Here is a 24,919-nt window from a genome sequence, read left to right on the forward strand (position 1 = left end):
CTCCGTGGCCTCCAGACGCTCCACCCGTCCACCCCTCGGCAACACCGCGACCGTAGAGGCCAGCCACCCCCACCGCAGGCAGATCCCCCTACGCAACTACGCAGAGTGCTCCCTCAAGACGGACCGCACCGAATAGGGTTCGCCTATCCAGCCAGGGCGAGGACGAGCGGGAGTACCTGGTCGGTCAGCGAGGTGCCGTTGCGACAGCGGTGACGACCAGTCCGTTTCCGACCAGCCAACGGCCGTTCATCAGGTCCGGGGCCGACTGCCGACCGAGACTCCGGACCGGGGGCTTCGTCAGTAGCCGAGCAGTGAAGGTACCGGCCATTGGGTCGAAGCGCAGTTCTGCGTCAGAGAACCCCAGCCGTTGCCCGGTGTATGGGTACCACGCCTTGTATACGGACTCCTTCGCGCTGAACAGCATCCTGTCCCAGTGCCTGCCGGGTGGTGCGGATCGTATCCAAGCCTGCTCGGCAGGGCGGGCGATGGCCTCCAGGACTCCGTCTGGAAGTGGCGCATGCGGTTCGGCATCGATGCCAAGCATCGTCAGCTCCGTTCGGTATGTGATCGCCGCAGCCCGGTATCCGTCGCAATGGGTGAGGCTACCGACAACTGCGGCAGGCCAGCGCGGGGCACCGTGCAGGTCGGGCAGCACCGGCCCCGGCGGCAGCCCCAACCGGCTGAGGGCCCGTCGGGCGCAGTACCGGACCGTCGTGAACTCCTGGCGTCGCTTCTCCACCGAGTTACGAACAAGAGCCGCCTCCTCCGGATAGAGCTTCGCCTCCGGCGGATCACAGAAGGACTCAACGACTTCAACGCCGTCGGGCAGCAGTCGCCTCAGCATCCGGACCTTCCTCACGCCAGCGGGGCAGTCGGTAGGATACGGCGGGGTGGCGCGGTGCGCGGGTGGCCTAGCCTGCGCCACTCACGCGGCTAGCCGACCGACACCTCCTCGAAGCGGACCCCGTCGTACACAGTAGTTTGGGGGATGTGCAGATGTCCGTAGACCATCGCCGCGACCGTGAACCGCCGATGCCAGTCAGCCGTCCTTTCCGTGCCGCACCAGAGAGCGCACTCGGGATGGTGCAACACACGCGTCGGATCACGCACCAACGGATAGTGGTTGACCAGGCGCTGTCAAGTTGTTGAGTATGCCGGTGCCTGACGGCGCGTTGGGGCATGGTGGGCTTGCGGTTCGGGCTTGTGGTCAGGCTGTGGTGGGCCGGCTGGCAGCTTGGGTGATCTGGTCCCAGATCGCGAAGCGGACGGTCATCTCGGCTCGGTGGTCGGAGGCTGTCATCAGGTGGCGGTGAGGGCGGAAGTGGGGCGAGATGCCGCTGAACGCGGACAGGAACCGCTGGGCCTCGCCTACGGAACGGAATCCCTTCATCGCGCGTTCACGCTGCCGCGTGGGCTGGTGGGAGTTCTCCGCCCGGTTGTTCGGGCCCTTGTGGGAGCGGTGTTCCGCCGAAGGCATGACCTCGCGGTGTGCCGCGCTGTAGGAGCGGAGCGTGTCGGTGACGACCACCCTCGGCACCGTACGGGTCTTCTTTATCAGGCGGCGGAAGAAGCGTCTTGCCGCGGCCTTGTCCCGCCGATTCCGGACGAGGATGTCGAGGACGTTGCCATTCTGGTCGATGGCCCGCCACAGATACTTCAGCTCGCCGTTGACCTTGATGAAGGCCTCGTCCAGGTGCCACTTGTCCCCGGGCCGTGGCCGACGGCGGCGCAGTCCGTCGGCATAGGCCTGTCCGAACTTCAGACACCAGCGGCGGACCGTCTCGTAGGAGACGCTGATGCCGCGCTGCAGCATCAGCTCCTCCACCTCACGGAATGACAACGGGAAGCGGAAGTACAGCCACACCCCCGGCTTCGAGAGCCGGAGCGACCACCTGCCTCCGCCCGCGACGACCACCGCGTCCGGGAAGCCGCCGAGGGTCACCAGGTCTTCGGACGTATCCACGTCCACCCCGTGCGCGCGCAGCGCGTCGAGTGCCTCGGCGCGCACCCGCTCGTCGACCAGGGTGAGCGGGCCGTCCGGCTGGTGGTACTGCCCGACCTCCACGCCGGACCCGTCCAGGACGAGGATTCGGGTGTGGTGGAAGACGGACCGGGTGACGGCACGCAGGTCACGGAAACCGTGTGGCGAGCTCTGGTATGTCTCCCAGGCGCGCAGGAGCGGTCGTGCCTCGGCGTCCCGGCGCTCCCGCGCGCGGTCACGCTCGGTCTCCCGGCCCCAGGCCCCGCCGGCGGCGCGATGGCTCAGACCGGTCCGTAGCCGGATGGCGAGCCGCTCGGCGAGCGCCCGGCGCAGGCCCTGCTCGACACCGGTCGGGGCCGGCTCCTTCTCCGTGCACCGGTCGGCCTCTTGCCGACGAGCGGCCAGGTACGAGTCCACGAGGGCGCGCACGGTCTGACGCTCGGGCAGCAGGACCCGTACGGAACCGACCGCATACCCGAAGGCCTTCTGCTCCGTCCACGACACCAGCTCGTGGCGGCTGGGTTCCCAGTCCGCGTCGTCCTCGTCCTCGCCATCCCCGTCGTCGTCCTCGTCGTCGTAGAAGCGGCCATCGGCTTCGAGGTCGTGGAGCTCTATCCATCCGTGGCAGCCGACGGGCGTCCCGGCCTTCTCGGTGAGATCGCGGATGCTCTTGCTCGTGACGTGCAGCGCGCTGCTGTAGAGATAGCCCATGTGCCGGTCGAGAACGGACCCGCCGTGGTGGGGCGGGGCCGCGACCGACACAGCGCGCGTGTCGTAGTCGCTGTCGGGCCGGGGGACGAGACCAACGCGTACGGGTAGGACGGCATCGCACTTCGCGTTGGGTGGTGCCGGCCTGACGTTTTCCTTCCGCAGCCAGCCCAGGACGAACGCGCGCAGAGCGGGGACGGAGTCGTCGAAGACCGCGAAGCCCGGGGCGAAGTCCTTCGCCGGATCGCCCGGGATCATGAGGAGACCCGCGTCGGGGGCGTACTGGATCGTGTCTCGGCTCGACATGCGCGAATTATGCCAGGAGCATATGTGTCTCGGCTCTGGGCGGGCGGATCACGCGTAGACGGTGGGGCCCAAGCCTGGTCGCCGGGTAGGGGCCTGCTCCATGTTGTCGTCCAAGCACGGTTCGGCGTCTGACCGGGTGAGCTTGCTACGGTGAGTGACCTTCTTCAGGGTCTGTGGCCGAGTTCCGAACCGGCTTGAGCGTACTTTTCTCGATCCCTCACCCAGCACGAGAATCTCCGGTGCTGGTTCGGTGCTGACTTCGGCGGGTCAGTGGCGGGAAAACAGCAGGTCGTAGCCCTGATCGGATGAGTTGTCGTATCACTCGATGGTGGTCCCGATGAGACTCGCGGCGACGATGCGCTTGAGGTTCGAGGGGGCTGGCGGAGAGGTTGCTGGGGCGGTCATGAGTACCACTTCCGGAGGGTGGGCGGGGACGGTTCCGTGTCGCCACACCGTAGGAAGGGGCAGGTCAGCGGCGTATGTGGTGGGACACCATAGTTCTCGGGCCGGGTGTGCGCGGAGCCACCATGACGGGCGTGCCGAGACCGCTTCGAGGACCGTGCCCACCCGGCACCGGGGCAGGTCGCACGGGGCCGTCGGGGAGCCGGCCACTCCCCGGCCCGCATATGAGCCGACGCGAGCGCGCTGCCGCTGCCCGCTGCATCGGAAACCGTCGTCGCCACCGCCGACATGCCGGGTGTGAACCGGGCCCCGACGAGCCGTCAGACGGGTGGTGCGCTCCCTCACAGCGAAGGCCATGCCGACCGGATCGGAACGAGGACGTACGGATCACGCTGCCCACCGAGCCGAGAAGACTGAACGTCGAGCCGAGAGCACTCGACGTCGAGCTCAGCTTCTTCTCAGCCGGTGTCGCCCAGGCTTGAGACGACCGAGCATCTTTCGCACCGGAGGAGGGGGAGTTCATGGTCTCCCGCACCGCCGCGCTGCCCGATGTCCTGATCGGTGACTGGACCGAATCGAGGAGAACGGGCGACGCGGACAGACTGAACCAATTCTTCGAGGGTGCCTGCGACCGCACACCGGCAGCCGTCGCGCTCGAATGCGGTGCACACCGGTTGACCTACGCCGACCTCGACGTCCGGGCCAATCGAGTCGCCCACTACCTGCGTCGGATCGGAATCGGTCCGGGCAGGCTCGCGGCCCTGCTGCTGCCGCAGTCCGTGGAGACGTACGTGTGCCTGCTGGGTGTCTGCAAGGCGGGTGCGGCGTTCGTTCCGATCGACCCCGCGGCGCCGCCCGACCGGGTTGCCTTCATCCTGCGTGATGTGGGCGCCGACGTGGTGCTGACCACGTCCGCTCTCGCCTCCGGCGCCGTCTGGGCGGGGCCGCACAAGGCGTGCCCGGTGGTCGAGGCAGACGCGCGCGCCGGGGATTTCGATCTGCTGCCGTCCTCGCGCCTGTCCGAGGACCGGCGCGCGGAGGACCCGCTGGCGTACGTCATCTACACGTCCGGGTCCAGCGGCAGGCCCAAGGGCGTGGAGATCGCCCAGTCGAGCATCTGCAACTTCCTGCGGGTCGTTTCCCCGATCTACGGTGTCCGGCCGCGGGACCGGGTGTACCAGGGCATGGCGATCTCGTTCGACTTCTCCATCGAGGAGATCTGGCCGACCTGGGCGGCCGGCGCGACGCTCGTCGCCGGACCGGCCGGCCCGGGACGCCTCGGTGCCGAGCTCGCCGATTTCCTCCAGGAACACGGGGTGACCGTCCTGTACTGCGTACCGACGCTGCTGGCGACGATCCCGCGCGACCTCCCGCGGATCCGCAGCGTCGTCGTGGGCGGTGAGGCATGTCCCGCCGCACTCGTCGAACGATGGAGCAGGCCGGGACGGCGCATGCTCAACACGTACGGACCGACCGAAGCCACCGTGACGGCCACGTGGCAGGAGCTCCTTCCGGGCCGGCCGGTCACCATCGGCCGGCCCCTGCCGACCTACACGGTCGTGCTCCTCGACGAGCGGCGCCGCCCGGTCCCGCAGGGCGCCGTCGGCGAGATCTGCCTGGGTGGCCCCGGCCTCGCCCGTGGCTACGTGGGACGACCGGACCTGACCGCCGACCGCTTCGTCGAACACCCCCTGGCGCCCGGGAACGGCCCTCTCTACCGCACCGGGGACCTCGGCAGGATGAACGCAGACGGGGAGATCGAGTACCTCGGCCGGGCCGACGCGGAGGTGAAGATCCGCGGGTACCGCGTGTCACTGGAGGAGATCGACAGCGTACTGATGGAAGACCCCGGTGTCGCCCAGGCAGGCACCGCCCTCATGGCTGCGGGCGACGGCGAGCGTTTCCTCGCCGCCTACGTCGTGCGCACCGAGGACCGCGAAGGCTCCGATGACGATCTCACCGCCCGGGTGCACGAGCGCCTGCGCCGTGCACTGCCCGCCTACATGGTGCCCTCGACCCTGGACTTCCTCGGCCGGCTGCCGGTCATGCCCAGCGGCAAGACAGACCGCAGACGACTGCCGCCACCGGTCGGCCACCGGCTCGCCGGTACGGGACACGTGGTGCCGGTCCGCGGCGACCTGGAGACGGGAGTGCGTGACGCCTGGGCGCAGGTGCTCGGCATCGCCCCCGGGGAGTTGTCGGCGGAGGCCGACTTCTTCACGGACCTCGGCGGACATTCCCTGCTCGCCGCCCGTGCCGTGTCATTGCTGCGTGACCAGGACGGCACGGCAGGACCCACCCTGCGGGACCTGTACGAGCACCCCACCGTGCGGGCGCTCGCGGCACGGCTGAGTTCTTCGGCGGCCCGCCCCGCCCCGACGGCGCGGCCCCGCCCCGCCCCGCTCAGGCACGGCCGTGGGCGGATCGCGCGTGCCGGGCTGGCCCAGCTGGTGGCGATGTACGGGTTGCTCCTGCTGCTCACCGGGCCGGTGGCTTTCTCCTACTCGGTCCATCACGGCCAGGAGTCGGGCTGGGGCGCGGTGTGGTCCACCCTCACCGTGCTGGCCGGCTATGTCGCCGTGCGCTGGATCGTTCCCGTCGCTGTCGCCCGGCCGTTGGCGGCGGGCATCAGGCCCGGCCGTTACCCGCTGTGGGGAACGACCTATCTGCGGCTGTGGGTGCTGGACGTGCTCGTGCACGGCATCAGTCCCCTGCGGGTCCTCAGCGGATCTCCCCTGATGGGCCCCTACCTGCGGCTCCTGGGCGCGCGCATCGGCCCTGACACCACCATCGCCACCGGTCTGATCGGCCTGCCCGCGCTGCTGCGCATCGACCGCGACGCCGCGATCGGCTACGGCGCCGTGCTGCGTCCCTGGCAGGTCGCCGACGGTTGGGTCACGATCGCCCCGATCACCATCGGCGAGCGGGCCTTCGTAGGTGCCAACGCGGTCTGTGAGCCCGGCGCGTGCCTGGGACCCGGGTCCGCGCTCGGCGAGCAGTCCGTGGCGGGCCCGGACGATCCGGTACCCGCCGGGGCGCGCCGCGCCGGATCGCCCGCACGTCCTGTCACCTCGCTGTCGCCCTCTGTCGAGGCGATGCTGGGAACCCGCGGCGAGACGGACCGCTGGCAGCCGAGGCAGCTGCTCGCCGTCCTGCTCGGTCTGGTCCTGCTGGAGGCAGTCGCGGTCGCCATGGCCCTGCCGAGTGTCTCCCTGCTCTGGTGGGCCTGGCTGCACGGCGGCCCGGCCGCCGGGCTGGCCGCCGCCGTGCTGTCCGGCCCGGTCTTCGTGATCACGGTGTGCCTGACCGTCGCGGTCGGCAAGCGCATGGTCCTCCCGAGGACACCCCCGGGAACCCACCCGGCGCGTTCGGTACTCGGCGTACGCAAGTGGATCGCGGACAAGCTGCTGGAGTACAGCCTCATGTTCACCAACTCGCTGTACGCCACGCTCTACACGGCCCCGTGGCTGCGGCTGCTCGGCGCCCGCATCGGCCGCCGCGCCGAGGTGTCCACCGTGTCGCACATCGACCCGGACCTGCTCACCCTCGGCGACGGCAGCTTCGTCGCCGACCTGGCCGGCATCGGCGTCGCCTCCTTCGCGGCCGACCGCATGACCTTCGAACCGACCGAGGTCGGCGAACGTTCCTTCATCGGCAACGCGGCGCTCGTTCCGGCCGGAACACGGCTTGGCTCGGGCTGCCTGATCGGCGTGGGCACGGTCCCGCCCACGGACCGTGTGCCTGCTGACAGCACCTGGCTGGGCTCGCCCGCCCTGCGGCTTCCCGTACGCCAGGACAGCGGGACGTATCCCGAGAGGCTGACGTTCTCGCCTTCCCGCAAGGCCGTGCTCGGCCGTCTGGCCATCGAGTTCTTCCGGACCACCATGCCCGCCTCGGTACTGGCCATCAGCGGCTGCCTGTACCTGCTGGCCCTGGCCGACACCGCACACCGGACAGGGCCGCTCGTGCCCCTGCTGGTGTCCCCGCTGCTCGCCATGGGCGCCGCGCTGGCCGTCATCGCCTACTGCGTGCTGGCCAAGTGGGTGGTCGCCGGAAAGTACCGGCCGCGCATCGAGCCCCTGTGGAGCCTGTTCGTGCGCCGCACGGAGTTCGTCACCGGACTGTTCGAGGCGGCCGCGATCCCGATCGGTGTGGGCCTCCTGGTGGGGACACCGTTCCTGCCGCCGGTGCTGCGCCGGTTCGGAGCCCGCATCGGACGGCGTACCTGGATCGGAACCACGTTCCTCACCGAGTTCGACCTGGTGGAGGTGGGCGACGACGCCGAGATCGGCATGCGTGTCTCGCTGCAGAGCCATCTCTTCGAGGACCGCGTGATGAAGATGTCGACGGTGACCGTCGGCCCCGGGGCGAGCATCGGCCCGCGAACGGTGGTGCTCTACGACACGGTGGTGGGCGCCGACGTCCGGCTCGGAGCGCTGTCGCTGGTCATGAAGGGCGAGCGGCTGACCTCGGGCACGAACTGGCAGGGGCTCCCGGCCGAAGGAACCGCCGTGGCATCCGCCGGTCCTGCGTCCATCGGTCCTGCATCCGTCGGTCCTGCATCCGTCGGTCCTGCGTCCGTCTGTCCGGCCCGGTCCACGCACTGAGGGAGAGCGCCATGACCCACACCGAGGCGTTCGCCGGGCATCGTCGCCTGGCCCTCGTCTACCGAGGGCCGGCCTCACAGCCCGGCTGCCCCGAGGCGGTCGCGGGGCTCCTCGCCTCGGCTCGATGGAGTCTGGACGTCCGATTCACCGGGCCCGACGAGGCGCTTCCGCTGACGGCCCGGACCTTGTCCCACGCCGCGCTGTACGCCCAGCCCGGTGGCGGCACGCTCTCGTCCGCCTACCGGAGACTACGAAGGCAGCGCCGGGCAGTACGTGACTTCGTCCACCGAGGAGGGAGCTATCTGGGCTTCTGCCTCGGCGGCTACCTCGCCGGAGCCACCCCGGGCTTCGGTCTGCTGCCCGGCGACACCGACCAGTACATCTCCTCCCCGGGCGCCACGGTCCATGACGAGCGCGACACAGTGATCCAGGTGACATGGCGCGGCCGTCCGCGCACCGTGTTCTTCCAGGACGGCCCCCTCTTCGTGCTCGACGAGAACGCCGACGCTAGGATCCTCGCCACCTACGACAACGGTGCCCCCGCCGCCCTCGTGACCCGGTTCGGCCATGGCCGCGTGGCAGTCACCGGACCGCACCCCGAGGCCACCGCGGACTGGTACACCGACCACGGCCTGCCGATTCAGCACACCCTGGACCTGGCCGAGGAACTGGTGGAAGCCGTGATGCGGGAGTGACCCGCGAGCCCTCGTCGCCCGCGTGCTCGATGCCGCACCGTACCCGCGGTCCTACTGGAAGCGCACTCGGCCGACCCGAGGTACGGGCCGGCCAAGTGCGCTTCTCGATATCGGTAGTTGCTTTCTCCGCCATTCAGCCGAGTGGCTGATCGGTGACACGTGAGGCACGAGCCAGACGCTCACGTTCCCCGGTGCCGGGCTCACGTCGTCCTTCGGGCCGCCTGTCGTCCCGCCGCTCGTCGGATTCCCGACGGTCGCCGTTGTCGTACCGCCTGCGCGCCGGGGCGTCCTCGTCCCTGCCTCGGCGTCCTTCCCTGAGGTCGCTCATCGTTCCTCTCCTCGACTGACCATTTCCGATTGACGACTCCAGCCTGTCGCCGCGGCACTGAGAAGAGACTGAGAACCGGCTCGCCCCTCAGCGTCCTTTCAGGAAACAGCAACTTCGGCCCGGGGCTATGGTGGACGGAGAGGTCACCATGCGGATGCTGATCACCGAGGACGAGCCCGCACTCGCGGATGCCATCGCCGACGGACTGGCTGCAGAGGGGTTCGTCGCCGACATCGCGTACGACGGAGCGGACGGACTGTGGCGGGCCCTGCACGAGCCCTACGACGTCATCGTGCTGGACATCATGTTGCCCGAACTGTCCGGATACGAAGTCCTGAAACGGCTGAGGGCAGCCAGGGTCTGGACGCCGGTGCTGATGCTCACGGCGAAGGACGGCGAGTACGACGAGGCGGACGCCCTCGACCTCGGCGCCGACGACTATCTGAGCAAGCCGTTCTCCTACGTGGTGCTCGTCGCCCACCTGAGAGCCCTGCTGCGCCGCGGCGCACCCGCCCGGCCCGCCGTGCTCACCGCCGACGACCTCACCGTGGACCCCGCCTGCCACCGCTGCCGCCGCGGGGAACGGGACATCAACCTGACAGCAAGGGAATTCGCTCTCCTGGAATACCTGCTCAGGCACGCCGACGAGGTGATCAGCAAGACCGACATCCTCACCCACGTCTGGGACGAGAACTTCGACGGCGACACCAACATCGTCGAGGTGTACGTCGGCTATCTCAGGCGTAAGATCGACGCCCCGTACGGCCGCCGGACCATCGAAACCGTCCGCGGTGCCGGCTACCGACTCCACAGCACTGCGAGATGACCGATGGCCGCCGTCCGCTCCTGGTGGGCCCGCCGGTCGCTGCGACTGAGGCTGACCGCCGCCGCGGCCCTGGTCATCACAGCCGGACTGGCCGGAGCGGCCCTGCTGCTCGTCGTCTGGTTGCACGCCAGTCTGATCAACGGCCTCGATCAGACCGTACTGCAACGCGCCCAAGTCGTGGCCGCTGACGTGGACAGCAACCAGATCGGCGCAGAAGTACCAGCCACCTCCCACGCGGAAGCCGCCGTGCAGATCGTCGACGGGAAGGGAGACGTACTCTCCAGCTCGGCCAACCTGCGCGGTCTGCCACGGCTGTTCACCTTCCCGGCAAGCCGGTCAGGGACCCCGCACGCCCACACCGTCCACGACATCCCCGAGCACGGGAACGGAACCTGGCGCGCCGTCGGCGTACCCGCAGGCACGCCCCACAATCCCGTGACCGTGTACGTGGCCGTGCCCACAGAGAGCGTCGACCACGGATTGGCGCAACTCTCCGCAGGCCTGGCCACCGGCGTACCCGCAGTCGTCGCCCTGCTCACCGGAATTGTCTGGCTGCTCACCGGACGCGCGCTGCGACCCGTGGACGCCATGCGCGCCCAGACGGCCGAGATCACCGGGTCCGACCTGAGCCGCCGTCTCGACGTGCCACCTGCCAACGACGCGCTCGGCCGACTGGCCACGACCTTCAACGACCTGCTCGGCCGCCTGGACGCCGCGACCCGACGACAGCGGAGGTTCATCGCGGACGCCGCCCATGAACTGCGCAGCCCCCTCAGCACCCTGCACACCCGCCTCGAAGTCGCCGACCACCACCCGGAATCCGCCCACTGGCAGACCCTCGCGCCCGACCTGCTCCGGGAGACCGAACGGCTCAACCGTCTCGTCGACGACCTCCTCCAGATCGCACGACTCGACGCCCGGCCCCGGCTGCGGACCCGGCCCGTGGACCTGGACGAGATCGTCTTCGCCGAGGTACGAGAGGCCCGCAGCCGCACCCGCCTCGTCATCGACCAGCACGCCGTCGGCGCCGCACGCCTGACAGGCGACGAGGACGCCCTCGCCCGCGTCGTACGCAACCTCCTCGACAACGCGCTGCGCTACGCCGCGACCCGCATCGACATCAGCCTCCATGCGCTGCACAACACCGCATACCTGGTCGTCGCCGACGACGGCCCCGGCATTCCTGAGGCCGACCGTGAGCGCGTCTTCGGCCGATTCACCCGTCTGGACGACGCCCGTGCACGGGGCACCGGCGGCAGCGGGCTCGGCCTCGCCATCGTCCGCGACATCGTCACGGCCCACCACGGCAGTACCCACATCGAGGACAACCATCCCGGTGCTCGGCTGGTCGTCCAACTGCCGACAGGAGAACCGTAGTCGCCATGCCGGGACGGGCCCGGCAGGAGTCCGCGGGGCATGCGGGTCATCAGGTCGCTCATCGCGGGACGGACGACCGACGACGGTCGTACCGCTGCACCCCGCGCGTCCTCAGACGGGGTACGCGTGGGTCTGCGTCGCCTTCACCGTCGCCCAGACCTCCGCCCCCGGGTGCAGGTCGAGTTCGGCGGCTGCGACCGTGGTGAGATCGGCGGCGAGGGGGAGGTCGCCGGTGAGGGCGGCGCGGATCTGGTCGCCGTGGGTTTCCAGACCGGCGACCTCGCAGCGCCAGACGTTGCGGGCGCTGGAGCTGGTGGGGCAGCTGCCGTGGAGGGTGATGGCGCTCGGAGGGAACGCCACGAAGACCGGTCCGGACAGGACCTCCGCGACGGTGATGGCGGGGCCGGTGTCGAGGCGGACCATATGGCCGTCCGCGTGACCCCGGTGGAGGTTGAGACCGACGAGCTGCGCGATGTAGTCCGTACGCGGATGGCGGGCGATGTCGGACGGGCTGCCCTCCTGGACGACTTCGCCGTGCTCGACGACGACCAGGCGGTCGGCGAGGACCATGGCGTCGAGCGGGTCATGCGTGACGAGTACGGCGACCGCTTCGAACTCGGCCAGATGGCGCCGGAGTTGGGTGCGGACCTCCAGGCGGGTACGGGCGTCGAGGGCGGCGAGGGGCTCGTCCAGGAGGAGCAGGCGCGGGCGGGTGGCGAGGGCGCGGGCGAGGGCGACGCGCTGCGCCTGGCCGCCGGAGAGCCGCCGAGGCCTGGCGCCGGTGTGCTCCGCGAGACCCAGGCGGTCGAGCCACTCGGCGGCCTGCGCACGTGCCTCCGCCTTGGTCGCCCCCTGACAGCGCGGCCCGAACGCCACGTTGTCCAGGGCGGTCAGGTGGGGGAAGAGCAGGTAGTCCTGGAAGACGACGCCGACGGGGCGGGACTCCGGCGGCGTACGCTCCAGCGTCGCGCCGTCCAGCCTCAGGTGACCGCCGGTGAGAGGTGTCAGGCCGGCGAGCGCGCGCAGGGCCGTGGTCTTGCCGGCGCCGTTCGGGCCGAGCAGGGCGACCACCTCGCCGGGCGCGACGGTCAGCGCCACGTCGAGGCGGAAGGCGCCGCGGTCCACCACGAGGCGGGCGTCGAGCCCGTCCGGGGCGGTGTTGGTGCGGTCGTCGTGGGTCTCGGTCATCCGGCGGTCATCCAACGGTCACGCAGCCCGGCCAGCACCGCGATGGACACGGCCAGCAACACCAGGCTGAGGGCGATCGCCGCCTCCGGATCGCTCTGCAGGGCGAGGTAGACGGCGAGGGGCATGGTCTGGGTACGGCCGGGGAAGTTGCCGGCGAAGGTGATGGTCGCGCCGAACTCGCCGAGTGCGCGGGCCCACGCCAGGACCGCGCCGGCCGCGATGCCCGGCGCGATCAGCGGGAGCGTGACCCGGCGGAACGCGGTGAAGCGGGACGCGCCCAGGGTGGTGGCCGCCTCCTCGTAGCGCGGGTCGGCGGCCCGCAGGGTGCCCTCGACGCTGATGACGAGGAACGGCATCGCCACGAACGCCTCCGCGACCACGACCCCCGCCGTGGTGAACGGCAAGGTGACGCCGAACCAGGAGTCCAGCCACTTACCGACGATGCCGTTGCGGCCGAGCGCCGTCAGCAGCGCCACACCGCCCACGACCGGCGGCAGGACGAGCGGGAGCGTGACGAGAGCGCGGACGAGGCCGCGCCCGGGGAACTCGACCCGGGCCAGCAGCCAGGCCAGCGGCACCCCGATGACCAGGCTCACCGCGGTGGCGGCGGTGGCGCAGATCAGGGACAGCTGGAGCGCCTGCCATACCTCGGCGCTGGTCAGCTGCTCGGGCATGCTGCGCCACGGGGCCCGTACCAGCAGGGCGACCAGGGGCACGACCAGGAATGCCAGGCCGATCAGCGCGGGCACGAGCAGCGGCAGCGGTACGCCGCGGACGCCACCCGCCCGGACACGCCGACGCCGCGGACCGCCCCGGGGGGCTCCGGTCGCGGCGCCGGACTTCGCGGTCGAGGTCACGGCTTCAGGAACCCGGCCCCGGTCAGGACCTTCTGGCCCTCGGCGGACTGCACCAGCGCGATGAACGCCTTGGAGGCATCGGCGTTGGGGGCGTCCTTGAGCAGTGCGATCGGGTAGTCGTTGACGGCCTTGGCCGACTCGGGGAACTCCACGCCCTCCACCTTGTCACCGGCCGCCTTCACATCGGTCTTGTACACGACCGCCGCGTCGGCCTCCTTCAGCTCGACCTTGGTCAGGGCGCTCTTGACGTCCTGCTCGTACGACACCGGGGTGAGCTTGAGTCCGCTGGCGTCGAGGGCCTTCTGGGCGGCGGCGCCGCACGGCACCTCCTTGGCGCAGAGCACGACCTTCAGGCTCGACCCGGTGAGGTCCTTGAGGGAGGAGATCTTGTCGGGGTTGCCCGGCAGAGTGGCGATCTCCAACTGGTTGCGAACGAAGGTGGCGGGCGTGCCGGAGGCGTCACCCGCGTCGGTGACGATCTTCATCGTCTTGGGACTGGCCGCGGCGAAGACATCGGCCGGCGCACCGCCGGTGATGCTCGCGGCGAGAGAGTCGCTGCCGCCGAAGCTGAAGGTCACCTTCGTACCCGGGTGCTGCTTCTCGAACTCCTTGCCCAGGGCCGTGAAGCTCTCCTTCAGTGAGGCCGCGGCGAACACGGTCACCGTGCCGGACAGCTTGTCCGACGAGGAGGCCGGGGTGGAGGAGTCCGACTTCACCGACGAGGAGTCGTCGGACGAGGAGCAGGCGCTCAGGGCCAGCAGCGCGACGGCGCCTGCACCTGCCGCCTGCAGGGTCCGGCGGGTCCTGCGCGCAGTACGGGTTATCACGGGTCCACTCCCTCTGGTCCTGACGGACACATCTACGGTCTGTCGACGACCACGTTGGTCGACTTGATCACGGCAATCGCCGGAACACCGGGCTCCAGCTTCAGTTCCTCAGCCGACTCGCGGCTGACCATCGCCACCACCCGGAACGGCCCGGCCTGGATCTCCACCTGCGCCGAAACGTCCCCGAGGATCACGTCGGTGACGATGCCGGAGAGGCGGTTGCGGGCCGAGGACCCGGTGGAATCCCGCTCCGTACGCCGCGACTGCCGGGCGTAGGCCGCGAGGGCCGGCCCGGGGATGATCCGGCGGCCGGTCCCGTCGCGTTCGGCGGTGATCTTCCCGCCGTCGACCAGACGCCTCACGGTGTCGGCGCTGACGCCGAGCAAGGCGGCAGCGTCCCCGATCCGGTAGGTGTGCATGTGCTGATGATACTGCCGCAGATGCAAGGGAAAAGTCTTCTGTGGCTTTGCATGAGCCGGATCATGGATCTGCCTGGATCGCATGTGCGTTTGTACAGGATGACTGTCCGGGTAGGGGCATCCGGGAGGTGATAGCCCGTGAGTCAGTCCCCCGCAGCGGCGGACCCGGTGGCGGAATTCGCCCTTGCCGGCGATCTGACCCGTCCGGTCCGCCTGACGGTGCCCGACCTGCTCGTCTGGCCGCAGCACGAGGCCGACGTCTGTTTCGAGTGCGCCACCAGCGGCATCCAGCACCACCGCTTCACCGGGCCGCTCCTGCACGACGTCCTGTCGGCGGCCGGTCCCGTCTTCGACCCCGCACGCCGCAAGGACCGCCTGCGTTTCCTGATCGCGGTGTCCGGCGCGGACGGCCACCACGCCCTGCTGTCCTGGGCGGAGATCGACCCCGATTTCGGCCGCGCGCCCGTACTGCTCGCCGTCACGATCGACGGCACTGCGCTCGACCGCGCCGGCGCCCAGCTCGTCCTGCCCCAGGATCGCTGCGGGGCCCGGCACATCAGCGGCATCAACGCGATTCGGGTGGACGGCGGCTACGCCTCCTGGGCGTGACACCGGGCCGTACCTGTACGGCATGGACGGAGGGCGCGCTGTGAGCCGTGCGGAACCGAGGGCGTCCTGACCGTCCGGAACCGCCGCCGCGGGGCCCTCACCGGCGGCGGTGGACTGCGTGGCCCGCCCCGGCGATGCCCGGCAGATCGGCGGATCGCCGCTTCCGACGGAGGGTCGACGGAAGCCGCCCGCACAGGAATCGCGTTGCCGGAGGTGAGTGGCATGGCTACGGTCGGTTCCATGGCGGATGACGAACCCACACGCTCGGCACGGCTGTTGGACGCCCAGGCGAAGGGAGAGCGGCTCTTCGCGGAGATCGAGGAACGCGGGCTGGTCGCGCCCGGCGAGGGGGAACGGGCGGTCAGCGACCGGATCCGGGACCTCGCGAACGAGCTGTTCGGCACGACCCGGCACTGGCACAAGCGCATCGTGCGCTCCGGGCCGAACACGCTGATGCCGTACCGGGAGAATCCGCCGGACCGGCTGATCGACGCGGACGACATCGTGTTCGCCGACTTCGGGCCGATCTTCGAGGAGTACGAGGCCGACTTCGGGCGGACCTTCGTCCTCGGCGACGACCCCGTCAAGCACCGGCTCCACGACGACCTGCCGAAGGTCTTCGCGGCGGGCCGGCGCTTCTTCGAGGCCGACCCGGAGATCACGGGCGCGCGGCTGTACGCCGAAGTCGAACGGCTGGCGGCGCAGGCCGGTTGGGAGCTGGGCTGCTGGCACGCCGGGCACCTGGTCGGGGAGTTCCCGCACGAGCGGATCGACGGCGCGGACATGGAGTCGTACATCACCCCCGCCAACGACACCCCGATGCGGCGCACGGACAAGGCCGGGCGCCGTTGCCACTGGATCCTGGAGATCCATCTCGTCGACCGGGAGCGGGAGTTCGGCGGCTTCTACGAGGAACTGCTCACGCTCTGATCCGACAACGCCAGCCACACCCGGTCGCGGGTGAGGGGGAGCCGGGTGAACCGGATGCCCGTCGCGTCCCGGAGGGCATTGGCGAAGGCGGGGGCGACCGGGTTGAAGGGGCTCTCGCTCATCGACTTGGCGCCCGGGGGCCCGATGGCGTCGGCCGTCTCCATGAGGTGGACCTCGGTGCGCGGGATGTCGGCGTACTGGGGGAGCCGGTAGCGGCGGAAGGCAGCCGTCTCGACCTCGCCCCGCTCGTCCACATGGACCGTGCAGGCTCCGCAGTCCCCGGAGTCGCAGCCCTTCTTCACGCCGAACCAGCCGCGCGACCTGTGGGCCGCCCTGCTCTGCCACGAGGACCCGGCGGGCGATCGGGCCCCTACCGACACGCGATGAGCACGCTCGGCGACTTCACGCGTGCGGTGACCCCGACGACGACCACGGGACCGGGTGTTCGGAGCGGTGACGATGCGGGTGAATGCGTTACGCACGGGGAGGCCGGCGCTTCTCGGTCAGACGCGGTCGATATGTACGTTCGTCGACTTCACCCGGGCCGTGGCCTCTATCCCGACCTCCAGCCCCAACTCCTCCACGGCCTCCCGTGTCAGCAGCGACACCAGCCGGTGCGGGCCGGCCTGGATCTCCACCTGGGCGGCGACGTCACCGAGCTTCACCGCGGTGACGATCCCGGGGAAGGCATTGCGGACCGAGGTGTACGAAGCGTCCTCCTCGCCGCCACCGCCCTTGGCCAGCTCCACGGAGAAGGCGGCAAGATCCTTCCCCTCGATGAGCCGCCGTCCGCCCTCGTCCCGATGGGTGGCCACCCGGCCTGCGTCGGCCCAGCGCCGCGCGGTGTCGGGGCTCACACCAAGGAGACGGGCGGCCTGGCCGATTGTGTAGAACTGCATACGCGCCAAGATAGGCCCATCCGCGGATGCCCTGCCCACCGCACTGGTCCGGTCGGGTCGGAAGCCTTCCGGGCGGTCATCTCCGGTCGGGTCGGAAGCTGTCCGGGCGGGCGGCGGTATCCGGCATCGGGTGCGGTCACCACCGCCGGCTCGTCGTCGTTGGCCGGCCGGATATCATCCGTTGATGATCAAACTTCGCGCCCGCACACTGGTTTTCGACATCGACGGCACGCTCTGCTTCGACGGACGAACGATCGATAATCGGATTCTCGCGGCGATCGGCGAGTGCGAGCGCGTCGGCCATCACGTGGTGTTCGCTTCCGCCCGGCCTGTCCGGGACCTGCTGCCCGTCCTCGACGGAGCCTTCGCGTCCGCCGAACTCATCGGCGGGAACGGGAGTCTCGTCTCGGTCGACAGCGAGGTTCGGGCTCGGGCCGCATTCGATCACGCCGGACTCGGCGCGCTGCTGGAAGCGGTCGGGCAGTACGAGGCGACGTACCTCGCCGACGGCCCCTGGGACTACGCCTACACCGGACCTGCGGACCATCCGATCCGGGGCCGTGTCGATCAGGGCAACCTCGCGAGAATGGTGGACATCGCCGAGCTTCCCGAGGTCGTGAAGTTCCTCGTCGTCGGTGCGTCGGACATGGCGGCACTCGCCGAGGTCGGCCGTGGGCTGGGGATGACGGTCAATCACCACCTCGACGAGGCGATCATCGATTTTGCGCCGGGTTCGACGACGAAGTGGGAAGCCCTCCGGTGGATGGGGATCGGCGAGTACGTCGCATTCGGCAACGACATCAATGACGTCGATCTGCTGCGGAACGCGGAGCGGGCAGTGCGCGTCGGCTCGCACCCGGGTCTGGACGAGGTCGCCCACGTCACCGTCGCGGCCGACCCGGAGGCGGTCGCGGCCGAGATCTCACTGCTGGCCGAGGCGGCCCAGGACATTGTCCGGGCGGTGTGATCGCGGGCGTCACGCGTGCCTGACGGCCTCGGCCCGTCTCGCGATGAGTCCATCCCGTGCCGGCAAGGTACGGAGCCCGCGGTCAGGCGCCCGAAGGTCCGTCGCGCGGGCCGTCGCCTTCGGATCCGCCCCGGCATCGCACCCCGCGACCCGGTGCGGCCGACACACTGACGAGGCGCGGCGACCCTGCGCAAGGGCCACGCCTACGAGCTGACGGGCGTGCAGAGCGGCAAGGATCCGACCGTCGCCGACGACGGCAGCGGGCTCGTCATCAAGGCCGGCGCCTCCGCCGCGGACCGGCAGTGGCAGCTCCGGCAGATCAGCGGAGACGGGGCGGACAACCGCAAGCAGTACGTGTTCACCAGCGCGGCGAGCGGCAAGCGTCTTGCCGTACGCGACGGTACGGCCGGCGGATCTGCGCACGCTTCTGCTGCCGCGCACCGTGTGTCGCGCCGGGGCCGGGGCGCTCGTGGGCGCCCCGGCCCGTCGGGCGCCTGCCCTCAGGACGCGGGCAGTTCCCCGCGTACCGTGCGGGCCGCGGCGACCAGGTTCTCCAGGGATGCCTTGGTCTCGGGCCAGCCGCGTGTCTTCAGACCGCAGTCGGGGTTGACCCACAGCCGTTCGGCGGGAATGGCCTTCAGCCCCTTGCGGAGCAGGGCGGCGGCCTCGTCCGCATCGGGCACGCGCGGGGAGTGGATGTCGTAGACACCGGGTCCGGCCTCGCGCGGGTAGCCGTGTGCGGCGAGTTCGCGGGCGACCTGCATGTGGGAGCGGGCGGCCTCCAGGCTGATGACGTCGGCGTCGAGGTCGTCGATGGCCTGGACGATGTCGCCGAAATCGGCATAGCACATGTGGGTGTGGATCTGGGTGTCCGGACGCACGCCGCTGGTGGTGAGACGGAACGACTCGGTGGCCCACTCCAGGTATGCGGCGTGGTCCGCCCTGCGCAGAGGGAGGGTCTCGCGCAGGGCGGGTTCGTCGACCTGGATGACCGATGTGCCACTGGCTTCCAGGTCGTCGACCTCGTCGCGCAGGGCGAGGGCGACCTGCCGGGCGGTGTCGCCGAGCGGTTGGTTGTCGCGGACGAAGGACCAGGCCAGCATGGTGACGGGCCCGGTCAGCATGCCCTTGACCGGACGGTCGGTGAGCGACTGGGCGTACGAGGTCCAACGCACCGTCATCGGTTCGGGGCGGGAGATGTCACCCGCGAGCACCGGCGGCCGGACGTAGCGGGTGCCGTAGGACTGGACCCAGCCGTGCTGCGTGGCGAGGTAGCCGGTGAGCTGTTCGGCGAAGTACTGGACCATGTCGTTGCGTTCGGGTTCGCCGTGCACCAGGACGTCGATGCCGGCCTTTTCCTGGAAGGCGACGACCTCGCCGATCTCGGCCCTGATCCGCTCCTCGTAGCCGGCCGTGTCGATCCGGCCCGCGCGCAGGTCGGCGCGGGCCGTGCGCAGTTCGGCGGTCTGGGGGAAGGAGCCGATGGTGGTCGTTGGCAGCAACGGCAGCCTGAGGTGGGCCCGTTGGGCGGCGGCGCGCTCGGTGTACGGCTGGGAGCGGCGGCCGTCGAGGTCGGTGACGGCCGCGGTCCTGGCGCGTACGGCGGGGTCGCGGGTGAGGGGGGAGTGCGCGCGTGAGGCGAGGTCGGTCCGGTTGGCGGCGATCTCCGTGGCGATGGCGCCGGTGCCCTGGGCCAGCCCCTTGGCCAGAGTGACGATCTCGGCGGTCTTCTGCCGGGCGAAGGCGAGCCAGCGAAGGACCTGGGGGTCGATGTCCCGTTCGGGTGTCGTGTCGAGGGGGACGTGCAGCAGGGAGCAGGAGGCGGCCACGTCGACCCGGCCGGCGAGGCCGAGGAGTGTGGCGAGGGTGGCCAGCGACTTCTCGTAGTCGTTGATCCAGATGTTGCGGCCGTCGACCACGCCCGCGACGAGCCGTTTGCCGGGCAGCCCGCCGGCGGCGGCGAGGTCCGCGAGGTTGGCGGCGTCGTCGTCGGTGAAGTCCAGTGCCAGTCCGTCCACCGGGGCCTTCGCCAGTACGGGGAGCGCCTCGCCGAGCCGGTCGAAGTACGAGGCGACGAGCAGCTTGGGCCGGTCGGTCAGGCCGCCGAGTTCACGGTACGTACGGGCAGCGGCGTTCAGCTCGGCCGGCGTCCGGTCCTGGACCAGTGCGGGCTCGTCGAGCTGGACCCACTCCGCGCCGGTGGCGCGCAGATCGGCGAGCACCTCCGCGTAGACCGGCAGCAGACGGTCCAGCAGGGTGAGCGGTTCGAAGTCGGCCGCCACCCCGGGGGCGGGCTTGGCGAGCAGCAGGTACGTGACGGGGCCGACGAGCACCGGCCGGGCGGTGTGTCCGAGCGCGAGGGCTTCCCTCAGCTCGGCGACCTGCTTGGTGGAGTCGGTGGTGAAGACGGTGTCCGGGCCGAGTTCGGGGACGAGGTAGTGGTAGTTCGTGTCGAACCACTTGGTCATCTCCAGCGGCGCCACGTCCTGGGTGCCGCGGGCCATCGCGAAGTAGCCGTCGAGCGCGTCGGATTCGACGGCCTCACGGTGCCGGCGGGGGACCGCGCCGACCATGACGCTGGTGTCCAGCACGTGGTCGTAGTAGGAGAAGTCGCCGGTGGGCACCTCGTGGACACCGGCGTCCGCCAGTTGCCGCCAGTTGGACCGGCGCAGGCCGGCCGCCGTTTCCCGGAGGGCGTCGGCGGTGACCCGGCCTTTCCAGTAACCCTCGATGGCCTTCTTCAGTTCCCGGTCCGGTCCCTGGCGGGGGTAGCCGTACACGGTGGCTTGTGCTGCCGCGGCTGCGGGCTGTGCTGTCACGGAAATCTCCTTCGCGAGATGACTCCTTGAGATCCCGGGACGGGACACGGACGCGAAGGGATGACGAACCGAACGGATCCTGTGCACGACATGGGTGCGGTCTTCCGTCTGGTGTGTACGCCGACCCGCCCACGAGGTCACCGGGATATCCGCACACGAGGGGTCGCGTGCGGGCAACGGGCAGGTCTTCGGACTCGCGGGCACATCTGCCGAGGGCAGACACCTACTGGCCGTCGCTTCCCGGATCCGACCGGATCCAGTGCGTATGACGGCGGTCGTTCCCGCTCACCGCTGCGGGGCAGTCCCGGATTCCCACCGGGTTCCCTCTTACGACGCGCCTGCCTGGCGGACAGGGCGAACCAGCTGCACCGGCCAGACTAGAGGGCGGATCGCTCTCGGGGCACCGCTGTTCACATTCCGGAACGTGACATGAGACACGGGATCGGTCCGGCCGGGCAGGCTGAAGGGGCGCGCGACGGGCCACCGTCCGCACACGCCCCTCCGGCGTCGCACCTTCCCCGACGCGGCGCGACACCGCCACCTCGGTGATCTTCGACCCGATGGCTGGTTCTCAGCCGCGCCGCGCCCTTGGGCGCGCTTCCGAAGCGCTCGTCGGCTCTCTACCGTGGGAGGAGCAACCTCACACGCGCGCAGCGCGACGGCGACACAACGGGGGAATCGTGGAAGCGGAGTTGGCGGCGCTGGCGGAGACCGGGGCGACGACCTTGGTGGGGCTCATGGTCTCGGACGCCTGGACGCAGACACGGGCACGAGTGGCACGTTTCCTCGCTCGGGGCGAGGAAACCGGTGGCGTGGACGAAGAGCTCGAAGCGTCCCGGGAGGAACTCATCTCGGCCCGTGACGGTGAGGCGCCGGATGTCGCGGAGGACATCGAGGACGAGTGGCGGCTCAGGCTGCGTCGAGCGCTGCGGGCGGACCCGGCGGCAGCACAGGAACTGCGACTGCTGCTGGATGAACTCGCCCCCGCAGCGGCGGGTGTGCCGACCGTGACGGTTCACAACAGCGTCAGCGAGGGCGCCCGGACCGGCCCGGTCATCCAGGGGCAGCAGCAGAATTTCTCCGACACGACTTTCAACTGACGGGCGCACGCACGCCCGAGAGGGACCGGAGACAGCGTGAACGGCGCGGGATGTGGTACCGGCGCCGAGCACACGTACGTCGGCAACGATGTCGGTCCAGGACGCGCGTCGTCCGGGAGTCGCCGTGGCAGGTCCGGGTCCGTCCGGCTCGGGCCGTGAGGCGCGGCCGATGTCTCCGGGGGCAAGGTGGTCCGGTTCGAACCGGACCTGCTCCGGGGCGCGGGCGCCCGCGGGACCGCCCCGGCCGATGGGGACGTCCCGGACCGACCCGCGCCCCGGAGCGAGCTTCAGGACTTGGGGGAGAAGCGCAGCCGCGTGGCCGCCAGTGCGCCGACGGCCAGCAGGACGATGGACACCCACAGGCCGGACAGGTGGTTGCCGGTGGCGTCCTCGGCGTAGCCCATGATGTACGGGCCGACGAAGCCACCGGTGATGCCGATGGTGTTGAGCAGTGCCAGGCCGCCGGCGAGGGTCTTGCCCGAGAGCCGGGTGGCGGGGAAGTTGAACAGCAGGGGCTGGACGACGAAGAACGCCAGGCCGGTGAAGCAGAAGCCGAGCAGGGCGATCACGGGACCGGCGACGGCGGCGACGATGAGGCCGGTGAACATCATCAGCAGACCGACCACCACGAAGTTGCGGGAGCGCCCGGGTGTCGTCGCGCGCGGCGGCACCAGTACGGCACCGACGGCCGCGGTGAGCCAGGGCAGTCCGGTCAGCAGGCCGATGGCGAACGGCGAGAGATCGCCCCAGCCGCCGATGATGCCGGGCAGGAAGTAGACGACGGAGTACAGGGCGACCTGGTGGGTCCAGTTGGCGAAGATGGCCAGCAGCATCTGCTTGTCGCGCAGCACCGTCAGCAGGGATCCGGATCCGGAGCCGTTTCCGGCCGCCTCGGCGCCCTCGGTCTGTTCGCGGGTGACCGCGTCCTGGACCAGCCGGGCCTCCTCCGCCGTCAGCCAGGGTGCCTTGGCCGGGCCGTCGGGCAGGAACCGGAAGATGGCGAACGCCAGGAAGAGGCAGGGGACCCCCTCGATGACGAACATCCACTGCCAGCCGTGCCAGCCGCCGAGCCCGTCCATCTCCATGAGCAGTCCGCCGAGCGGGTTCCCGACGACGCTGGCGATGGAGGCGCCGAGCAGGAGCAGTCCGATGGCCCTGCCGCGGATCTCGGAGCGGAACCAGTAGGTGAAGTAGAGCAGGATGCCCGGCAGCAGCCCGGCCTCGGCGGCGCCGAGCAGCAGCCGCATGGCGTAGAAGGACTTCTCACCCTGTACGAAGGCCATGCAGGCGGAGACGACGCCCCAGGTCAGCATGATCCGGGTGATCCACCAGCGGGCGCCCACGCGGTACATGATCAGGTTGCTGGGCACCTCGGAGATCGCGTAGGTGAGGAAGAACAGCCCCGCGCCCAGCCCGTAGGCCGCGGCGGAGATGCCCAGGTCGACCTCCAGGCGTTCCTTGGCCAGGCCGATGTTGGTCCGGTCCAGGAACGACATGATGTAGGCGGCCAGCAGCAGCGGCATCAGCCGCCGCAGATTGCGCTGGTCCAGCTCGCCGAGCGCATCGCGCGGGGTTTCGTTCGGTATGGCCGCACTGGGCGTGCGGGAACCGCGGATCAAAGACATCGGTGTCCTCTTGGAGTGCTCTGGCAGCCGTCGGGCGCGGACTGCGGCCTAGGGGGGAGGGGTCGGGCGGCCTGCGACGGTGACGCCGTGGGCCGCCCGGCCGCCGGGGTGGGTTCAGACGACGAGCCGGACCGGGTTCTCCACGGCCTCGGTGAAGGCCGCGAGCCAGCGCGCCGCCACGGCGCCGTCCACCGGACGGTGGTCCACGGACAGGACCACGCCGAGCACCTTGGCCGCGATGACCGCACCGTCGCGGACCACCGCCTCGTCGCGTGCGGCGCCGATGGCCAGGATCGCGGCCTGTGGCGGGTTGATGATGGCGGCGAACTCCTCGACCCCGTACATGCCGAGGTTCGAAACGGTGATCGATCCTCCTTCGAGGTCGGCGGGCCGAAGCCCCCCGGAGCGCGCCTGCTCCGCGTACGCGCGGGTCCGCGTGGCGATCGCCGACACCGACAGGTTCTCGATCCCGCGCAGCACCGGGGTCACCAGGCCCGTCCCGGTGGCGATGGCGACCGAGACGTCGACGGTACGGAACCGGCGGACGGCATCCGGCTGCCACACCGCGTTCATCTCCGGCACCTGTGTGTGTGCCGTGGCGACGGCCTTGATCAACAGGTCGTTGACCGAGACCTTGACCGGGCTGACGGCGTTGATCCGCTGCCGCAGGGCGAGCAGCTCGTCCACGGCGCAGGTCGCCCGCAGATAGAAGTGCGGGGTGTGTTGCTTGCTCTCTGTCAGGCGCCTGGCGATGGCCCGGCGCATCCGGCTGTGCGGGATGTCCTCGTGGTCGCCGGTGTCGGCGGGGGCGACGGCCTGCGGCACGGTGGTGGGTGCCGGGGGGACCGGGGCCGGGGCCACGGCCGACTCCGGCGCCGGTGCCGGCCGGGCCGCGACTGCGGCATCGACGTCCCGCCTGACGATGCGGCCGCCGGGCCCGGTGCCGGTGAGGGACTCGATGTCGAGGCCCGCCACCCGGGCCAGCCTGCGGGCCAGCGGACTGCTGAAGACGCGCTCGCCGCGCTCCGGCTCACCGGCGGAGGGGGACGCCGAGGGCGCCGGAGCGGCCGGGCTCGCTGCGGCCGGTTCCTCCGGGACGTCCCGGCGCACCGCCTTCGGGGCCGCGACGGGCGCGCCGACGCCGAGCTCCGCCAGCAGCGTGTCGAGGTCGCCGACCTGCTCGCCGACGGCGCCGAGCACGGCGATCGGGTCGCCGACCTCGATCTCGACCCCGGCCTCGTACAACGTCTTGAGCAGTACGCCGTCCTGCTCGGCGGCGACATCCACCTCGGCCTTGTCGGTCTCGATGGAGACCAGCGCGTCGTCCTTCGTGAACGACGCCCCCTCCGCCACCTGCCAGGCGGACAGCACGGCCGTTGCCGCGTCGGCGGCCACGGCGGGCATTCGGAACAGTTCTGCCATGATCAACCCTCCTGGGTGTTCTCTCGT

Annotated in this window: 18 protein-coding genes, 2 pseudogenes and 1 riboswitch; of the genes and pseudogenes, 8 read left to right on the forward strand and 12 right to left on the reverse strand. The window is 70.5% G+C overall.

Annotated features, from left to right (window positions below):
• Positions 1 to 184 precede the first annotated feature (184 nt).
• The 3 genes and pseudogenes from OG611_RS23740 to OG611_RS23750 form a co-directional block, all read right to left on the reverse strand.
• Positions 185 to 844, reverse strand: a complete 660-nt coding sequence (locus tag OG611_RS23740) for a 4'-phosphopantetheinyl transferase (protein WP_266423539.1) — start codon at positions 842 to 844, stop codon at positions 185 to 187.
• A gap of 11 nt (positions 845 to 855) precedes the next feature.
• Positions 856 to 1,131: pseudogene (locus OG611_RS23745) on the reverse strand (metallophosphoesterase); the annotation flags it as partial.
• Positions 1,132 to 1,207: 76 nt separating this feature from the next.
• On the reverse strand, positions 1,208 to 1,915 hold the full coding sequence (locus OG611_RS23750) for an IS6 family transposase (RefSeq protein WP_266426170.1): 708 nt from the start codon (positions 1,913 to 1,915) through the stop codon (positions 1,208 to 1,210).
• A 2,003-nt stretch (positions 1,916 to 3,918) separates the two neighbouring features.
• On the opposite strand from OG611_RS23750, the gene OG611_RS23755 reads away from it, so the two are divergent.
• The 4 genes from OG611_RS23755 to OG611_RS23770 all read left to right on the forward strand — a co-directional run bounded on the left by OG611_RS23755 (position 3,919) and on the right by OG611_RS23770 (position 11,230).
• Entirely contained in the window at positions 3,919 to 8,004 is a 4,086-nt protein-coding gene (locus tag OG611_RS23755) for a Pls/PosA family non-ribosomal peptide synthetase (protein WP_266423543.1), read from the forward strand.
• An 11-nt stretch (positions 8,005 to 8,015) separates the two neighbouring features.
• Positions 8,016 to 8,699 (forward strand): BPL-N domain-containing protein, encoded by a 684-nt coding sequence (locus tag OG611_RS23760; RefSeq protein WP_266423546.1) that lies wholly within the window; start codon positions 8,016 to 8,018, stop codon positions 8,697 to 8,699.
• 476 nt (positions 8,700 to 9,175) lie between these two features.
• Positions 9,176 to 9,853, forward strand: coding sequence for a response regulator transcription factor (locus OG611_RS23765; protein ID WP_266423548.1), 678 nt, complete (start codon positions 9,176 to 9,178; stop codon positions 9,851 to 9,853).
• 3 nt (positions 9,854 to 9,856) lie between these two features.
• Positions 9,857 to 11,230 carry an ATP-binding protein gene (locus OG611_RS23770; protein WP_266423551.1) on the forward strand — a complete coding sequence of 458 codons (1,374 nt, stop codon included), beginning with the start codon at positions 9,857 to 9,859 and terminating at the stop codon, positions 11,228 to 11,230.
• 111 nt (positions 11,231 to 11,341) lie between these two features.
• Here OG611_RS23770 and OG611_RS23775 read toward each other — a convergent pair whose 3' ends face one another.
• Genes OG611_RS23775 through OG611_RS23790 form a run of 4 tightly spaced genes read right to left on the reverse strand, consistent with a single transcriptional unit; the run spans position 11,342 to position 14,521 of the window.
• The gene (locus OG611_RS23775; protein ID WP_266423555.1) at positions 11,342 to 12,418 is read right to left on the reverse strand and encodes an ABC transporter ATP-binding protein; all 1,077 of its coding nucleotides are present in this window, start codon (positions 12,416 to 12,418) and stop codon (positions 11,342 to 11,344) included.
• Entirely contained in the window at positions 12,415 to 13,275 is an 861-nt protein-coding gene (modB, locus tag OG611_RS23780) for a molybdate ABC transporter permease subunit (RefSeq protein ID WP_266423560.1), read from the reverse strand. The genes OG611_RS23775 and modB overlap by 4 nt, the downstream gene beginning before the upstream one ends.
• Entirely contained in the window at positions 13,272 to 14,099 is an 828-nt protein-coding gene (gene modA / locus OG611_RS23785; RefSeq protein WP_266426173.1) for a molybdate ABC transporter substrate-binding protein, read from the reverse strand. The genes modB and modA overlap by 4 nt, the downstream gene beginning before the upstream one ends.
• 35 nt (positions 14,100 to 14,134) lie before the next feature.
• Positions 14,135 to 14,521 carry a molybdopterin-binding protein gene (locus OG611_RS23790; RefSeq protein ID WP_266423563.1) on the reverse strand — a complete coding sequence of 129 codons (387 nt, stop codon included), beginning with the start codon at positions 14,519 to 14,521 and terminating at the stop codon, positions 14,135 to 14,137.
• A gap of 138 nt (positions 14,522 to 14,659) precedes the next feature.
• Between OG611_RS23790 and OG611_RS23795 the strand changes: the two genes are divergently transcribed.
• A complete protein-coding gene (locus tag OG611_RS23795) occupies positions 14,660 to 15,130 on the forward strand; it encodes a molybdopterin-dependent oxidoreductase (RefSeq protein WP_266423566.1) in 471 nt (156 codons plus the stop codon).
• A 240-nt stretch (positions 15,131 to 15,370) separates the two neighbouring features.
• Positions 15,371 to 16,060, forward strand: coding sequence for a M24 family metallopeptidase (locus OG611_RS23800; RefSeq protein ID WP_266423569.1), 690 nt, complete (start codon positions 15,371 to 15,373; stop codon positions 16,058 to 16,060).
• Here the strand turns inward: OG611_RS23800 and OG611_RS23805 are convergent.
• Both OG611_RS23805 and OG611_RS23810 read right to left on the reverse strand, forming a co-directional pair.
• A pseudogene (locus OG611_RS23805) lies at positions 16,036 to 16,314 on the reverse strand (hypoxanthine oxidase); the annotation flags it as partial. The gene OG611_RS23800 and the pseudogene OG611_RS23805 sit on opposite strands and share 25 nt — an antisense overlap.
• 249 nt (positions 16,315 to 16,563) lie before the next feature.
• Positions 16,564 to 16,959, reverse strand: coding sequence for a molybdopterin-binding protein (locus OG611_RS23810; RefSeq protein WP_266423572.1), 396 nt, complete (start codon positions 16,957 to 16,959; stop codon positions 16,564 to 16,566).
• Between the two features lie 184 nt (positions 16,960 to 17,143).
• Between OG611_RS23810 and OG611_RS23815 the strand changes: the two genes are divergently transcribed.
• Positions 17,144 to 17,926 carry an HAD hydrolase family protein gene (locus OG611_RS23815; RefSeq protein WP_266423575.1) on the forward strand — a complete coding sequence of 261 codons (783 nt, stop codon included), beginning with the start codon at positions 17,144 to 17,146 and terminating at the stop codon, positions 17,924 to 17,926.
• Positions 17,927 to 18,426: 500 nt separating this feature from the next.
• On the opposite strand, the gene metE is transcribed toward OG611_RS23815, so the two are convergent.
• Positions 18,427 to 20,745 (reverse strand): 5-methyltetrahydropteroyltriglutamate--homocysteine S-methyltransferase, encoded by a 2,319-nt coding sequence (metE, locus tag OG611_RS23820; protein WP_266423578.1) that lies wholly within the window; start codon positions 20,743 to 20,745, stop codon positions 18,427 to 18,429.
• A gap of 161 nt (positions 20,746 to 20,906) precedes the next feature.
• Positions 20,907 to 21,124: riboswitch (cobalamin riboswitch) on the reverse strand.
• A gap of 301 nt (positions 21,125 to 21,425) precedes the next feature.
• On the opposite strand from metE, the gene OG611_RS23825 reads away from it, so the two are divergent.
• Positions 21,426 to 21,845 carry a hypothetical protein gene (locus OG611_RS23825; RefSeq protein WP_266423581.1) on the forward strand — a complete coding sequence of 140 codons (420 nt, stop codon included), beginning with the start codon at positions 21,426 to 21,428 and terminating at the stop codon, positions 21,843 to 21,845.
• 287 nt (positions 21,846 to 22,132) lie between these two features.
• Here OG611_RS23825 and OG611_RS23830 read toward each other — a convergent pair whose 3' ends face one another.
• Together OG611_RS23830 and OG611_RS23835 are read right to left on the reverse strand one after the other, a co-directional pair.
• A complete protein-coding gene (locus tag OG611_RS23830; RefSeq protein WP_266423584.1) occupies positions 22,133 to 23,470 on the reverse strand; it encodes an MFS transporter in 1,338 nt (445 codons plus the stop codon).
• Positions 23,471 to 23,584: 114 nt separating this feature from the next.
• Positions 23,585 to 24,892 (reverse strand): 2-oxo acid dehydrogenase subunit E2, encoded by a 1,308-nt coding sequence (locus OG611_RS23835; protein WP_266423586.1) that lies wholly within the window; start codon positions 24,890 to 24,892, stop codon positions 23,585 to 23,587.
• Positions 24,893 to 24,919: the final 27 nt, after the last annotated feature.

It is taken from the genome of Streptomyces sp. NBC_01363, from assembly GCF_026340595.1.
GTDB lineage: Bacteria > Actinomycetota > Actinomycetes > Streptomycetales > Streptomycetaceae > Streptomyces.